The sequence below is a fragment of the Shewanella sp. AC34-MNA-CIBAN-0136 genome (genome assembly GCF_040309945.1).
Taxonomy (GTDB): Bacteria; Pseudomonadota; Gammaproteobacteria; order Enterobacterales; family Shewanellaceae; genus Shewanella.
Genome location: NZ_JBEOPJ010000012.1, coordinates 136844 through 152692 on the forward strand (window position 1 = coordinate 136844; position 15849 = coordinate 152692).

At 41.0% G+C, this 15849-nt stretch carries 12 protein-coding genes and 2 tRNA genes; 8 read left to right on the forward strand and 6 right to left on the reverse strand.

Annotated elements, in window-relative coordinates:
• Positions 1–67: 67 nt before the first annotated feature.
• Together srmB and AAEY94_RS13525 are read right to left on the reverse strand one after the other, a co-directional pair.
• Positions 68–1288, reverse strand: coding sequence for an ATP-dependent RNA helicase SrmB (gene srmB, locus AAEY94_RS13520; protein WP_101085338.1), 1221 nt, complete (start codon positions 1286–1288; stop codon positions 68–70).
• Positions 1289–1341: 53 nt separating this feature from the next.
• Positions 1342–2097, reverse strand: coding sequence for a tRNA1(Val) (adenine(37)-N6)-methyltransferase (locus tag AAEY94_RS13525; RefSeq protein WP_101085339.1), 756 nt, complete (start codon positions 2095–2097; stop codon positions 1342–1344).
• Positions 2098–2578: 481 nt separating this feature from the next.
• Here AAEY94_RS13525 and brnQ point away from each other — a divergent pair, with 481 nt between their 5' ends.
• The 4 genes from brnQ (at position 2579) to recJ (ending at position 7618) form a co-directional block, all read left to right on the forward strand.
• Positions 2579–3910 (forward strand): branched-chain amino acid transport system II carrier protein, encoded by a 1332-nt coding sequence (brnQ, locus tag AAEY94_RS13530; RefSeq protein ID WP_101085340.1) that lies wholly within the window; start codon positions 2579–2581, stop codon positions 3908–3910.
• 89 nt (positions 3911–3999) lie between these two features.
• Positions 4000–4905: a site-specific tyrosine recombinase XerD gene (gene xerD, locus AAEY94_RS13535; RefSeq protein ID WP_101085341.1), complete on the forward strand. Its 906-nt coding sequence runs from the start codon at positions 4000–4002 to the stop codon at positions 4903–4905.
• A 144-nt stretch (positions 4906–5049) separates the two neighbouring features.
• Positions 5050–5778 carry a bifunctional protein-disulfide isomerase/oxidoreductase DsbC gene (gene dsbC / locus AAEY94_RS13540; protein ID WP_101085342.1) on the forward strand — a complete coding sequence of 243 codons (729 nt, stop codon included), beginning with the start codon at positions 5050–5052 and terminating at the stop codon, positions 5776–5778.
• Between the two features lie 115 nt (positions 5779–5893).
• Entirely contained in the window at positions 5894–7618 is a 1725-nt protein-coding gene (gene recJ / locus AAEY94_RS13545) for a single-stranded-DNA-specific exonuclease RecJ (protein ID WP_162023797.1), read from the forward strand.
• Positions 7619–7902: 284 nt separating this feature from the next.
• Here recJ and AAEY94_RS13550 read toward each other — a convergent pair.
• From AAEY94_RS13550 to AAEY94_RS13560, 3 genes are all read right to left on the reverse strand, one after another.
• Positions 7903–7989: transfer RNA gene (locus AAEY94_RS13550), tRNA-Leu, on the reverse strand.
• Between the two features lie 59 nt (positions 7990–8048).
• Positions 8049–8124, reverse strand: a tRNA-Phe gene (locus AAEY94_RS13555).
• Between the two features lie 328 nt (positions 8125–8452).
• Complete coding sequence (locus AAEY94_RS13560; protein WP_162023796.1) at positions 8453–9214, reverse strand: outer membrane protein assembly factor BamD; 762 nt, start codon at positions 9212–9214, stop codon at positions 8453–8455.
• Positions 9215–9337: 123 nt separating this feature from the next.
• Here AAEY94_RS13560 and rluD point away from each other — a divergent pair, with 123 nt between their 5' ends.
• From rluD to clpB, 3 genes are all read left to right on the forward strand, one after another.
• Entirely contained in the window at positions 9338–10312 is a 975-nt protein-coding gene (rluD, locus tag AAEY94_RS13565; protein WP_162023795.1) for a 23S rRNA pseudouridine(1911/1915/1917) synthase RluD, read from the forward strand.
• On the forward strand, positions 10312–11040 hold the full coding sequence (pgeF, locus tag AAEY94_RS13570) for a peptidoglycan editing factor PgeF (RefSeq protein ID WP_162023794.1): 729 nt from the start codon (positions 10312–10314) through the stop codon (positions 11038–11040). The genes rluD and pgeF overlap by 1 nt, the downstream gene beginning before the upstream one ends.
• Positions 11041–11204: 164 nt before the next feature.
• The gene (gene clpB, locus AAEY94_RS13575; RefSeq protein WP_350979040.1) at positions 11205–13778 is read left to right on the forward strand and encodes an ATP-dependent chaperone ClpB; all 2574 of its coding nucleotides are present in this window, start codon (positions 11205–11207) and stop codon (positions 13776–13778) included.
• 60 nt (positions 13779–13838) lie between these two features.
• On the opposite strand, the gene AAEY94_RS13580 is transcribed toward clpB, so the two are convergent.
• The gene (locus AAEY94_RS13580) at positions 13839–14282 is read right to left on the reverse strand and encodes a DUF4124 domain-containing protein (protein ID WP_350979041.1); all 444 of its coding nucleotides are present in this window, start codon (positions 14280–14282) and stop codon (positions 13839–13841) included.
• Positions 14283–14381: 99 nt separating this feature from the next.
• Between AAEY94_RS13580 and pssA the strand changes: the two genes are divergently transcribed.
• Positions 14382–15215: a CDP-diacylglycerol--serine O-phosphatidyltransferase gene (gene pssA / locus AAEY94_RS13585; protein ID WP_350979042.1), complete on the forward strand. Its 834-nt coding sequence runs from the start codon at positions 14382–14384 to the stop codon at positions 15213–15215.
• The last annotated feature ends 634 nt before the right edge of the window (positions 15216–15849 follow it).

The following is a 15849-nucleotide window of genomic DNA, read 5'->3' on the forward strand; positions in this document are numbered from 1 at the left end:
TGGGTAATTCGCTTTAATACTAGTTGGTCAATGTGTTTTAGGACACTGCAAAAAAGCTGCCTAAAAGTTACTTTTTCTTATATTTTTTCGATTTAACTCGAGCATCTTTTGCATTGGCTTTTTTCTTACCAGGCACTTTAGCTTCTTTGTGTTTAGGACGAAGTTCTTCAATCACACGACGTTTCAGTGGGATCTCAATGTATCGTTCAATTTTAGACACAATACGCATATCGTGCGCTTCAACTAGTGATATTGCGGTTCCTTTTGCGCCAGCGCGAGCGGTACGGCCAATTCGATGAACATAGGCGTCAGCAGAACGTGGCATGTCAAAGTTAATCACATGAGTAATGTCATCAACATCGATTCCTCGAGCTGCAACATCTGTCGCCAAAAGCACATTAACTTCGCCTTTAGAAAAACGACCCAATGCTTGGAAACGTTTTTTCTGTTCCATATCGCCGCGCATAAATGCACATGGGATATTGGCTTTTAGTAATAAGCCTTCAAGGCTGGCGACCATTTCGCGAGTTTTAACAAACACAATGGTGCGCGTAACATTTTCTTGTTGAAGAATATGGCATAACAATGCAAATTTATGTGCTTGATCGTCGGCCAAGTGAACCCACTGGTGTACTTTAGCTTTTTCACTGCGTGGCGCTTCAACATCGACCATTACGGGATCGGTTAATAAGTCGCGAGCGAAACGGTTAACCCCATTACCTTCAAGCGTGGCAGAAAACAGCATGTTCTGTTTGCGGCCTTGAGCTTCAATGGCAATTGATTGCACTACTGATGAGAAACCCATATCAAGCATGCGGTCAGCTTCATCAATAATTAAAATTTCAACTTCAGTGGCGTCAAATTTGTCTTTATCTAGGTATTCCATTAATCGACCTGGGGTGGCGATTAATAAATCAACATTGTCTGCAAGTGCTTCTTCTTGTGGGCCATATGGAACACCACCAGTAATAATGACGATATTAAGCTCAAGCCCAGTGGCTAAATGACTTGCATAACGATGAATTTGACTGGCTAATTCACGCGTTGGCGTTAGCACCAAAATACGTGCTTGGCCTTCAAAACGACGAGGGAAGTCAATAAGGTGCTGTAAAGCAGGCAGTAAAAAACTGGCCGTCTTACCGGTGCCAGTTGGCGCACGCGCTAAAATATCCCGCTGATCCATGGCCAATGGAATAGTTTGCTGCTGAATGGTGGTAGGGGTGTTGTGTCCCATGGCCTTGAGTGACTCTAATAAGCTAGGGTCGAGCTGGAAATCTTCAAATTGCATGCGCTGGTCTCGCTGAAAAATAGTTGAGTATTATAGCTGACCTATTGAGCAGGCTAAAGCTTTAAGTAGAATGGGCGGCATAAATCTATCATCGTTTCGCTATATCGCTCTTGTTTGTCGCGGATCGTCATTTGATGATACTGAGTTTCAACAGCAGGATGAGTGAGTGTTTGTGGCTCCGTTGTTGTTGGGTAGTGCTGGATTGCCAATATTGATCGGTTAGCTACCTTTCCTTCAATGCTAATGATATCAAGCTGCTTAGCAACGAATAGACCATAAGTGTTAAGTTGTTGAGTAAAACTGGCTAAACTTTGCAGTGGCAAAATAACACTTGCCGTGCCTTGCGGAGCAAGTAATTGGCTAATCACGCTCTGCAATTCGGCAAAGGGCAAGGTATTAGTGTGCCTGGCGTCAGCTCGTGCGCTATTTTTGGCTTGTGTGCCCTGTTCAAAGTAGGGTGGATTACAAATAATATGGTCGAATAATGGCTCATCATTCTTTTTGTGCAGTTGTTGAAAGTCTTGAATAGCACCGTGAAAGAGTTGCACCGTCTCTGACCAAGGGCTTTGTTTAATATTAAATTGGCAAGCCTTCGCGGCTGCATTGTCTATTTCTACTGCAATAATACTCGTGTGGCGAGGACTACGTTGTGCTGCCATTAAACTGAGCAAACCGCTTCCTGCACCAATATCCAGAATATGCCTTGATTGAGTTAGCTCAGCCCAAGCACCGAGTAAAACTGCATCAGTACTGACGGCCATACCACACTGTTGATCATCGATATGAAATTGCTTAAACGTAAAAGACATAGATAATTGATTACTCTTTCGATTGTATGAACTACTCGAATAAGATCATAACCGCTTTGATTTTTACTGTCGCGTGTTAATTCCCTCTGACCTGTACCGTTGACTTTTTGTTACGAAAAATTAACTTTAAAATCATAGATGTGGTGGATATGTACACAAGTCTTGCCATAAATCGTAACTAAATAGTTTTTTTTAATTGTTTAGGGGGCTGGTGCTTGAGTATTAAGGCGATATTTGATATTAGTTTGCGCGCTTTTTTACTCGTAAAATCGAGTAAAAAGTCTAATTAAGGCTATTTGACAGGGATGTCATGCTGAATACTGAGCTAGCGAGTCATTTTCGTTACTCTCTTAACAAAGTTTACTATTTTCTAAGTGTATTTTTAACTTTACAATTTATTGTTCGTTCAGCTCAGCAGTAGCTAATTATGGCGTAATCAATTAGGTTTGTTAAAAAACATAACAATAAAACGAGGCTAGTAGTGCAAACAACTAAAATGAGTGTGACTGATACGCTAGGGTTAGGGTTTATGACCTTTGCGTTTTTTTTAGGTGCGGGTAACTTAATTTTCCCACCTTTTGCTGGCATGCTTGCTGGCGAGAATATGTCTTTTGCGATGTTCGGTTTCTTAATTACCGCAGTGGGTATGCCACTGATAGGGTTAATTGCCGTTGCGAAAGCTAACGGTAAAGTGATGGCGCTATTACCTGCGTTTGCTGCCACAGCATTAGCCATTGCGATTTATATTATCATTGGCCCAGCATTTGCGGCCCCACGTACTGCGTTGGTGGCGTTCGAAATTGGCGCTAGACCTTTTATTAGTAATCCTGATGCGTTAATGATGCTTGGCGGCAAAGAGTTTAGTATTGCGCAACTTATTTATACTTTAGTGTTTTTCTCCATTGTGATGTTTTTATCTTTATTTCCAGGAAAATTACTCGATAGCGTAGGTAAAATACTTACGCCAGTATTGATTTTACTCTTGGTGGGGTTAGCCAGTTCAGTGATTATTCTTCCTGGCGCAGAGGTGAACCTTCCGGTCGGTGAATATATTAATAGTCCATTAACCAAAGGAATTATTGAAGGTTATAACACCATGGATACCTTGGCATCATTGATGTTTGGTATGTTAATCATCGATTTGTTACGCAAAAAAGGCGTAAACGATGCCGCCGATCAAACTAAGTATTTAGTTCGTGCAGCATTTATTGCTGCTGGTGGTTTAGCGTTTGTGTATGTGTCGTTGTTTTATCTTGGTGCTTCAGCAGGCGATTTTGCTATTGGTGCAGACAATGGCGGCCAAATTTTAACAAACTATGTGACTCATCATTTTGGTAATATTGGTACCTTAATGCTGTCAACGGTTGTAACGCTTGCTTGCTTAACGACGGCCGTTGGCTTAGTTACAGCCTGCTCTGAATTCTTCAATGAATTAATGCCAAAATTATCGTACCAGTTACTAGTGGTTTTATTAAGTGTGATATGTGCCACTGTCGCTAACGTAGGTTTATCGCAATTAATAAGCATCAGTATTCCTGTGTTAATGACTATTTATCCCGTTGCGATAGCATTGGTATTGGTAACCTTTTTGACAGAACGCTTTGCTAGACCTGCTTTTTCGCATCGAGTCGTGCTGAGTGTTGCACTGTTTTTCGGTATCTTTGATGGGTTACAAACGGCAGGCATGGACATGAGCTTCCTTGACTTTATGCCACTGCATGCAGAGGGGATGGCTTGGTTGCTACCTACTGCGTTAACAGCAATTGTGTGTTTGTTTTTACCTCAAAATCAGGCTCAAAAAGCGGATGCTTAATTGTTAAATAGATCATAATTAACAGATCAATATAACGACGTTATGATAGATTATCTAACGTCGTTTTTTATTATTTATTGGATACCGCTTTGGCCAAACCTGCTTATCAACCCGATCCCTTAATTAACCAGTTTCTTGATGACTTGTGGTCAACTAACGGGCTAAGTGATAATACCTTGGTATCTTATCGTACAGATTTACAAAATGCTGAACGTTATGTTTTGACCAAAGGTAAGGATTTGCTGCAAGTTGACCAGGCCTTACTGCGTGACTATCTTGCTGAACGTTTTGATAAACAATTTGCTAAAAGTAGCACAGCGAGACTTCTCAGTAGTTTACGACGTTTTTATGCTTACTTATTAGTTAAACAGAAAATAAGCCAAGACCCTACAGCATTAATCAAGTCGCCCAAGTTAGTTCGTCAATTACCAGATACATTGTCTGAGGCGCAAATAGATAATTTATTATCAGAGCCAAATATTGATGATCCTATCGAGTACCGAGATAAAGCCATGTTAGAGCTGTTGTATGCTACAGGGCTGCGGGTAACCGAATTGGTGAGTTTAACGATGGAGCAAATTAGTTTACGCCAAGGTTTGGTGAGGGTGATGGGTAAAGGAGGCAAAGAGCGTTTGGTCCCTTTAGGTGAGCTGGCCATTACAGCTGTTGAGCAGTACATCAAGTTTGCTCGTGCCGAGCTATTAAGTATGAAGCAGTCAGATGTATTGTTTCCCTCACGTCGTGGGCAAATGATGACCAGACAAACCTTTTGGCATCGGATTAAATTGTATGCGGCCAGGGCGGGTATTCAATGTCATTTATCACCACATACGTTACGCCATGCTTTTGCTACCCATTTACTTAACCATGGCGCGGATTTGCGTGTGGTACAATTATTACTCGGTCACAGTGATTTATCGACCACTCAAATTTATACACATGTTGCTAAAGTGCGCTTACAGCAACTGCATAGCCAACATCATCCACGCGGTTAGCTTAGTGTGATTTGTATCTGTGTAGGTTTCAAATCCTTACATTTAAGATTATGAGTATTTGTTGCGCTAGCGAAATTAAATCTGTAAGTTTTGCTTACGAAGTCGGGTCTATTGATTATGAACCCGTGTAATATAGGAATTACCATGAAGTTAACTAAAGCATTCGCCCTTGTTGCCAGCCTTATTATTGCCCCTATTGTGTCAGCGGCACCTGCGACCGATGTGTCCAATGAATCAGCGTTAAAGCAAAAACTCACTGAAACCTTGGGTGTCAACGTGATGCTCATTCAACAATCTCCAATCGACGGTTTATATCAAGCACTAACAGACCGCGGTGTATTATACGTCACCAAAGATGGCACAAAACTCATTCATGGCAATTTGTATGACATGGATAAAGGCATGAAAAACTTAACCGAGGCTGCATTGGCTGGACCTCGTATAGAGTTACTTAAGCCATTTGAAGATGAGATGTTGGTTTACAAAGCGAAAAATGAGAAACATGTTGTCACGGTATTTACCGATGTAGACTGTGGTTATTGCCGCAAGCTACACAATCAAATGCAAGGCTATAATGATTTAGGTATCACTATTCGTTATTTAGCTTATCCTCGTGCAGGTATTCCTTCTGCTAATGCAGACGAGATGCAAGCGGTATGGTGTGCTAAAGATCCTTTAAAAGCGATGTCAGAAGCTAAAGCGGGTGGTAATGTTAAAGCGGCAAGTTGTGATATTGATATTGCGGCCCAGTATAAATTAGGTATGTCGTTCGGGATTAACGGTACACCGGCACTGATTTTAGAAAATGGTGTGATGGTACCTGGCTATCAAGCTCCGGCTGATTTATTACGTACGATTGAATCGAATTTATAAATCAGACTAGTAAATCAACGTCGTAAAGTGTGTGCTAAAAACGTAAAATCAAGGTGAGCTTAGGCTCACCTTTTTGTTATGCTCTATTCTCTAATTACCCGTTTAAGGTTGCCTTTTGTCTCATAAAATAGTCCGTCGTCCTCAGGTTGATGATAGTCATTTACCCGCTTCTTTATCGCCATTATTGAAACAGCTCTATGCTCGCCGTGGCGTCAATGAAGATAACTGCGAATTAATGCTAAGTAAGTTATTACGCCCAGATAGTATGAAAGGGCTAGCAGAAGCCGCCGTGATTATTGCGGATGCTATTGCTGCGCAGCAATCAATTTTGATTGTTGGGGATTTTGATGCTGATGGTGCTACGTCGACTAGTGTATGTATGCTGGCGCTGAAAATGATGGGGGCAAAACATGTTGATTACCTTATTCCTAATCGGTTTGATTATGGTTATGGCTTAAGCCCTGAAATTGTTGCGGTGGCTTTTACTAAAAATGCTGATGTACTCATTACCGTTGATAATGGAATATCTTCAATTGAAGGGGTGGCAGCTGCAAAATTGTTAGGAATGACTGTTGTCGTGACAGATCATCATTTACCTGGCAGCACTTTGCCCAATGCTGATGTTATTGTTAATCCAAATCAGCCCGGTTGTCAGTTTGCCAGTAAGTCTATTGCCGGTGTTGGAGTGGCGTTTTATCTAATGTCTGCTTTACGTGCGCAATTAAGGCAGCGTAATTGGTATCAACAACAGCAAATCACTGAGCCTAATCTGGGCATATTGCTTGATATTGTCGCTTTAGGTACTGTCGCTGATGTTGTGTCGTTAGACACTAATAACCGTATTCTCGTTAATGCTGGTTTGCAGCGAGTCAGAAGTGGCCGCTGTCGTGTTGGCATTACTGCATTGCTTGAGGTGGCGAAACGGAGTCCTGAAAAAATTGTTGCTGCTGATTTTGGTTTTGCGGTAGGGCCTCGACTCAATGCAGCTGGGCGTTTAGATGAAATGGCGCTAGGGGTTGAAACCTTACTGTGTGAAGACATCATGTTAGCCAGAAGAATGGCAGCGGAATTAGATGGATTAAACCAAGAGCGCCGCGAACTTGAAACGGGCATGCAACAAGAGGCATTAAAAAGTTTATCGAAAGTGTCACTCAATGAAGCTGATTTACCGTGGGGCATCGCCATTTTTCAGGATGATTGGCATCAAGGTGTTATTGGTATTTTGGCCTCACGGATTAAGGATCGTTATCATCGTCCGGTTATTGCTTTTGCCGATGCGGGTGATGGTGTAATAAAAGGTTCTGCCCGTTCGATTAAAGGCCTGCATATGCGAGATTTACTCGAACGCATTAATGGTCGCTTTCCTGGAATGATAACCAAGTTTGGTGGTCACGCTATGGCAGCAGGACTATCGTTAAAAGCAAATGTGTTTGAGCAGTTTAAGCAAGCTTATGATGATGCGGTAAGAGAAGTATTAGATTATGAACAGCTGACGGGGGAGCTACTCTCTGATGGTGAGTTATCGAGCCAGTTAATGACGCTTGATACTGCCTTTTTATTACGAAATGCAGGGCCATGGGGGCAGTCGTTTGAAGAACCACTATTTGATGGTGTATTCAAGGTAATACAGCAGCGTATAGTGGGTGAAAAACACTTAAAATTATTACTTGAAACGGAATGTGGCAACGCGATGTTAGACGGTATTGCTTTTAATGTGGATTTAGCAATATGGCCTGATGCAACCATTAAACATGCTCGTGTGGTCTATAAGCTTGATGTGAACGAGTTTAGAGGTAATCAAACTGTGCAGTTAATGGTGGATTATATTGAGCCGATGTAATCGCTGTTTTATGTTGTCGCAGATTTTTCTGGCGAGTTGATAGACTCGTCAGTGAACAAACTGTTTGATAGAGCGTAACGAGATAGCGATATTGTAGCGTTAACGTTCAACTGATTTTATAGCCAACGAGCTGAACATTAACTATACAGTAGAGTAATCCAGTTGATAGGCTACCTGAGCCGCTAAATAATATGTGGCTTTAACACTCGTCAAAGTGATACCGGCAACAAAAACAAAAAGGCCTCGCAATGCGAGGCCTTTTTGTTAAAACGGATAAAGTTATTTGGTACAGGTGAGAGGACTTGAACCTCCACGCCCTTACGAGCATCAGCACCTGAAGCTGACGTGTCTACCAATTCCACCACACCTGCAAAACATGTATCGAGAAATAACTTTATTCTATTAGTCGCTGTCGCCACCAATATAAATATGGTGCCCGAACCCGGAATCGAACCAGGGACACGAGGATTTTCAATCCTCTGCTCTACCGACTGAGCTATTCGGGCGACGGACGCAATTTAAAGGATTTTGACCCATTGAGTCAACCTGTTTTTTATATTTATATCAAAAATCGATTTGTTTGGATGTATTTTGGGCGTATCGAATGTTATTCAGCCGAAGTACCATAGTGTAATAAATACTTCACTCCTATGATGGTAACTAGAGTAAATGGTGTTATGGTGCCTCTTTTACTGGTGTGGTTACCATAACAAGTAAAAAATATTGAATATATAGAGACTCAAATTGCCAAGGCAGATAAATCAGGTATAAAAAACGCTCCAAGGAGCGTTTAATGTGAAACAATAATTAACAGTCGTAGAGTATGAATGATGACTAGTTAGATAATATTTCATTAGCTGGAAAGTTTGCTTTCATTACAGTTTTAACGTTTTGCTGTAATTTTTCCTGACCTAATTCGTCATACGCTTTAGCCATAATTTCTAATGCCTGTTCAGTTGAAGGTGTTCCTGGAAACTTCTCCATAACTGATTGAGCACGAACAGCAGCTGCACTCCATGCGTTCATTTTGATATAATATTCTGCAACTTGAATTGAATATTTAGCCAAACGGTTCTTTAAGAACTGCATACGTTGTTGTGCATCAGCAGAATACTTGCTATTTGGATACGATTTAATCAATCGATCAAAATCTTTAAATGCATCTTGAGCATTTTTTGGATCACGATCGGTACGATCAATATTCATTAAATCGTGAAATAAGTAATTATCTGCCTGCATATTGGTTAAACCACGCATATAATAGACGTAATCTATATTAGGATGCGTTGGATTGAGGCGTAAAAAGCGATCAATATTGGCAACTCCTGAGGCAGCATCATCCATTTTGTAATACGCATAAATCAAGTCTAATTGAACTTGAGTTTTGTGCGGACCAAATGGAAAACGAGAGTCCAATGCTTCAAGTGAACGAACGGCTTTAGAGTAATTACCTAATTCCATTGACGTTCTTGCTTGAGAGTACAGGACATCAGGTGATGCTTTACTGGCAACATCATCGTCTTCTGGACTGCTACTACAGGCTGTTATAGCCAGTGAAAGTAATACTAGGGCGGCACCTTGGGCAATTTTATACATACTTGAATTCAATTCTTTTTAAGTTGTTGTTAAGAATTTTTCCATTTCACGGTAAAATAGAAAACATCCGATTGTAACAGATAGCACATTCACTTTGGACCCCTAAACTGGGGTACGGTTCCTATGACACAAGAGATTAATCTAAAAAGCGAGATCACAGCAACACAAACCGGTCTGAGATTAGACCAAGCATTAGCTGGTTTGTTCCCTGACTACTCGCGTACACGCATCAAGGAATGGATCCTATCTGGTGCAATTACTATTGACGGTATCACAGTCGACAAGCCACGGGAAAAGGTTTTCGAGTCTCAGTTGATAGAAGTAACGGCAACACTTGAAGAAGAAGTGAGTGCTAAAGCGCAAAATATCGACTTAAATATTATTTATGAAGACGACCATATTATTGTCATTAACAAGCAAGCTGGTTTAGTTGTTCATCCTGGCGCTGGTAATGCAGACGGTACGTTGATGAATGCTTTATTATACCATTGTCCAGATATTGAACATGTACCAAGAGCAGGTATTGTTCATCGTTTAGATAAAGACACTACAGGGCTAATGGTTGTTGCTAAAACAGTTGAAGCACAAACGCATTTGGTTGCCGCATTACAGGCTCGTGATATTGTTCGCGAGTATGAAGCGATTGTATTAGGCACTATGACGGCAGGTGGCACGGTTGATGAACCTATTGAACGTCACGCAACTAGACGTACTCAAATGGCCGTTATCCATGGTGGTCGCCCATCGGTGACTCATTATCGTGTGTCTGAAAAGTTCCGAGCTCATACGCGTTTACGTTTGCGTCTGGAATCTGGTCGTACTCACCAAATTCGTGTTCATATGGCGCATATTGGTCATGAGTTAGTTGGCGATCCGGTTTATGGTGGTCGTCCTCGTCCGCCTAAATCAGCGAGCCCAGAGTTTTTTGAATTACTCAAAAACTTTAAGCGCCAAGCTTTACATGCAGTGCGTTTAGAACTTGCTCATCCATTTACCTGTGAAATCATGACTTGGCATGCGCCGATCCCTGATGACATGGTTGAGCTGACAAAAGCACTACGAGTCGATACTGAGATTAATCCGATAGTGTATTTATAATGCTTGAGCACGATTGGCCAATACCTGTTAACGTTGCCATAGCGATGACAAATCGTTTTGGTGGCGTCAGTGTTAGCCCGTTTGATAGTTTAAATTTAGGGCTACATGTTGGTGATAAGCCTCAAGATGTATTCGCTAATCGTGCAATATTAACTCAGCAATTATCATTACCTGCTGAGCCAATCTGGCTTGAGCAAGTTCATGGTACTAAGGTTGTTGATGTACAAACATTGATGCCAGGTAGCGCGATAGCATTAGCTGATGGTAGTTACAGTAATCAGTTTGGCCATGTATGTACGGTAATGACGGCCGATTGCTTACCAATATTATTATGTAATCAACAAGGCACTGAAGTTGCCGCAGTTCATGCCGGGTGGCGCGGTTTGTGTGAGGGCATCATCGAGCAAGCATTGGCGATGTTTCATTCTCCACCGTCAGCATTAATCGCATACTTAGGGCCTGCAATAGGTCCTTGTGCATTTGAAGTTGGTAGTGAAGTTCGTGATGCTTTTATCAATAAAAATCCGCAAGCTGCAACTCATTTTGTTCAGAATAATGCTAAATATTTAGCTGATTTAGTCGGCTTAGCTAAGTTGCGTTTGTCTGCAGCAGGCGTTACTCAAACTTATAGCGCAGATGTGTGTACCTTTTCTGAACCTGATTACTTTTCTTATCGTCGTGACAAGCAAACGGGACGAATGGCTTCTCTCATTTGGCTTAAATCTTAAGTTATTATTGGTAACAACTTTCAAGTATAAAAAATCAACAATTTTTTGATCCAGATTAAGTTTTAACCTTGAGTTTACATTAAATGCCCCCATCTTTAAGTTAACAAATTATTCATTTCTGAATTAATTTCCCATTCCACATGTATCAGATCCTAGGAGGTTGTATGAGACTCGATCGTATGACTAATAAGTTTCAAATTGCCATTTCTGATGCCCAATCATTAGCATTGGGACGCGATCATCAATTTATTGAACCTATTCATTTAATGATGGCGCTGTTAAATCAAGATTCTGGTTCTATCCATTCTTTACTTACGCAAGCAGGCATTCGTGTTAGCGCGCTTCGTTCCGCGGTGAGCCAAGAGTTGGAGCGTTTTCCACAAGTTGAAGGTACTGGTGGTGATGTTCAGTTATCACAAGGGTTAATTCGTTTACTAAACCTATGCGATAAGTTAGCGCAAAAGCGCAAAGACAAATACATTTCATCTGAATTGTTTGTCTTGGCTGCATTAGAAAATAATGACCCCCTTGCCAAAGCATTAAAAGATTCTGGTGCAAGCAAAGAGTTAATGGAAAAAACCATTGAAGACATGCGTGGCGGGCAGAAAGTTGATGATCCCAATGCTGAAGATCAACGCCAAGCATTGAAAAAATTTACCGTAGATTTAACCGAGCGCGCAGAGCAAGGTAAGTTAGACCCTGTTATTGGTCGTGATGAGGAAATTCGTCGCACGATTCAAGTGCTACAACGCCGTACTAAAAATAATCCGGTACTAATTGGTGAACCTGGTGTCGGTAAAACCGCCATTGTTGAAGGTTTAGCTCAGCGTATTGTTAATGGTGAAGTCCCTGAAGGGATTAAAAATAAACGGGTATTGTCATTAGACATGGGCTCGTTAATTGCGGGAGCCAAATATCGTGGTGAGTTTGAAGAACGCTTGAAAGCAGTATTGAATGAGCTATCCCAAGAGGAAGGTCAGGTCATTCTGTTTATTGATGAGCTGCATACCATGGTCGGCGCAGGTAAGGGCGAGGGCGCAATGGATGCTGGTAATATGCTTAAGCCTGCTTTAGCACGTGGTGATTTGCATTGTGTCGGCGCAACAACACTTGATGAATATCGTCAATATATTGAGAAAGATGCTGCACTTGAACGCCGTTTTCAAAAAGTAATTGTTGATGAACCGAGCGTTGAAGACACCATTGCCATTTTACGTGGTCTAAAAGAGCGTTACGAATTACATCATCATGTTGAAATAACTGATCCTGCAATAGTTGCAGCAGCAACCATGTCGCATCGTTATATTTCAGACCGTAAATTGCCGGACAAAGCTATCGACTTAATCGATGAAGCGGCATCTAGTATCAGAATGCAGATTGATTCTAAGCCAGAAGTACTTGACCGCTTAGAACGCCGCGCTATTCAGCTTAAGCTGGAAGAACAAGCGTTAAGTAAAGAGTCAGACGAGGCCAGTCGTAAACGTCTTGAGTTTTTACAACATGAACTGAGGGATGTCGAAAGTAAAGCTTCTGAGATGAATGAGATTTGGCATACCGAGAAAGCAGCATTAGCAGGCACACAACATATTAAAGCCGATCTCGAACAGGCGAGAATGGATTTAGAAGTAGCTCGTCGTGCGGGTGACTTAACGCGGATGTCTGAATTACAGTATGGGCGTATTCCTGAGCTCGAAAAGCAACTAGATTTAGCATCGCAAGCAGAAATGCAAGATATGACACTGTTACGTAATAAAGTGACTGAGGTCGAGATTGCTGAAGTACTATCAAAAGCCACCGGTATCCCTGTTTCAAAAATGCTCGAAGGTGAGCGTGAAAAACTATTGCATATGGAAGATGCATTACATGAGCGTGTAATTGGCCAAAATGAGGCTGTAGAGGCAGTATCTAATGCCATTCGTCGTAGTCGGGCAGGTCTTGCCGATCCACAACGTCCAATAGGTTCGTTCTTGTTCCTTGGGCCTACAGGTGTGGGTAAAACTGAGCTGTGTAAATCGCTAGCTAAGTTTTTGTTTGATTCAGAATCAGCTCTTGTGCGCATAGACATGTCTGAATTTATGGAAAAACACACCGTTTCACGTTTAGTTGGTGCCCCTCCCGGATATGTGGGTTATGAAGAAGGCGGTTACTTAACTGAGGCGGTTCGCCGTAAGCCCTATTCAGTTATCTTGTTAGACGAAGTTGAGAAAGCTCATCCAGATGTATTTAATGTGTTGCTGCAAGTATTAGATGATGGCCGTTTAACTGATGGTCAAGGCAGAACGGTTGATTTTAAAAACACTGTCATCATCATGACCTCTAACCTTGGCTCTGATATTATCCAAGAGGGCTTTGGTCATACGAGTTATGAAGATATGAAAGCTGGAGTCATGAATGTTGTGACGCAAAGCTTCCGTCCAGAGTTTTTAAATCGAATTGATGAGTCTGTGGTATTCCATCCCTTAGACGCCGAAAATATCAAACACATTGCCAGTATTCAATTTGAATTATTGCGCAAACGTTTGATCGAGAAAGAGTTCGATATTGAATTATCTGATGAGGCTTTATCATTAATTGCTGAAGCTGGATTCGATCCTGTTTATGGTGCAAGACCCTTAAAACGAGCATTGCAGCAAGAAGTAGAGAATCCTTTAGCCCAAAAATTACTGCGAGGTCAATTATTGCCAGGTAAAATGATTAAAGTCCTAGTAGAAGATGGCAAGCTAGCCTTCAATCAATAATGTTATCTAGCATTATCAGCTGACGTTTTTGAACAAAGGGAGCATTAGCTCCCTTTGTTATTATTTACTTTGACAAAATAACCTGACCCGTTCGGTATTTTCAGTAATAGCTGCTTGCCTCTGTTCTTCTGTCATTGAGACAGTTTCACCAGTAGTTTTATCTTGTTGATTTAATTTGCTGTGAGTGTTCAATACACTAAGGCTGTGCTTAGCACTTTCACAGATGTCTTTGGCTTGTTGTTTGTCTTTTTCATTAATGATTTTTGCTGATTGTTCTAATTCAGATTCCACGTTAACAGCGGTTTTTTTTTGTGGTGTGTAAGTGCCAATTTTAGCAGGTTCCATATCCTCACTATAAATCTTGCTTGCATCTACATTTAGGGGCTGTTGTTGGCTGTAATGTACAACGCCAGCATCATCTACCCAAGTGTAAATGGTCGCGGCAAATAAACATGTACTAAATGCAAAAGTGGCTAAGCCAAAAACTAAACGCGTAATTCCCATGTGAGTTTCCCAGAGCTAATTGACGTTATGCTTGGATATTTCAAAATATGCTATCTTTGAGTATAAATCCAACAACTAAAACGATAATGTGTAAAGTGTATGCAAAATTCACCTAATCACCCAGTAAAAAATAAAGGTATTTACCTATTACCTAACTTATTTACTACCGCAGGGCTATTTTCTGGTTTTTATGCTGTCATTTCATCAATGAACGGTCATTTTGAGTTAGCGTCAATTGCTATCTTTATCGCTATGATTTGTGACGGACTAGATGGCAGAGTCGCAAGGTTGACCAATACTCAAAGTGATTTTGGGGCTGAATATGATAGTTTGGCCGATATGGTTTCTTTTGGCATGGCTCCAGCGATCCTTGCTTATAATTGGGCATTGCAAGATTTAGGTAAAGTAGGCTGGTTAGCTGCTTTTATCTACTGTGCTTGTGCAGCATTGAGATTAGCTCGTTTCAATACCCAAGTTGGTGTTGCCGATAAACGTTATTTTCAAGGTTTAGCTAGTCCCGCTGCAGCAGCCTTAATCGCTGGAAGTATTTGGAGCGGTTCTAAATATGAGCTTGACCCTACCGATATAAATTACCTTGCCGCATTGATTACTGCATTAACAGGACTACTCATGGTCAGTAACTTTCGCTATCACTCCTTTAAGGAAGTCGATTGGCGAGGGAAAGTAAATTTCGTGGTGATGTTATTGCTCGTAGGTGTGTTCGTTATTATTTCTGTAGAACCAGCCATCATTCTTTGTCTTGGTTTCTACATATATGCACTATCTGGACCTGTTATCACGATTAAAGCGATTAAGAAGTTAAAAGTGGCCCACATCGTTGGCGATGAATTGAATAAAACAGAGACACAACAACACTCAACCATCGATGACATCAATAATACTGATATTACCAACGAGAAAAATGAAAGTTAACTATAGAGTGATTTTCTTCAATAGCATCTAACAATAGAGTTTACGTAGTTAGTTCCTCTACTATATTGATAGCTGAGGTAATCGTTGTGACTCGCCAACATATTCATTAAATCATATCTTTTTTATCTAAATCTTAAATATGTACTATAATTCTTATCCGGTTTTATATTAGTTAATCTACTCCTTTGTATTATCTGAAGCTTAATTGAGCAAAATCGAACGCGGTTGTGTGTTTTTAGTACCGAGTTGTTTGATTAGTATTCGGTTGATTGCTTTTTTGCTAAAAGCTTTAAAAAAGGCCTTGCGCAAAACCGTGTGGTGCCTATAATGCGCATCCACTGACACGGCAGACAGCGCAAGCGGTTACTGAGTCAGGTTGAATTAAGTGCTTCAAAACACTGAGTTCAAGGCGAAAAGAAAGTTTGAAAAAACACTTGACGCCAACCCGGGAAAGCGTAGAATACGCACCCCAAGCCAACGACCTAGCGTCAACGGCCGCTGAATGAAAAATCGAAAGATGTTCATGTTAGCAACGTTCTTTAACAATCTAAACAAGAAATCTGTGTGGACATTCACAGGTATTGAGTTATTCGAAATTGTCTTCTGTTCTTCGGAATGTTGGCAATCAAAAAAT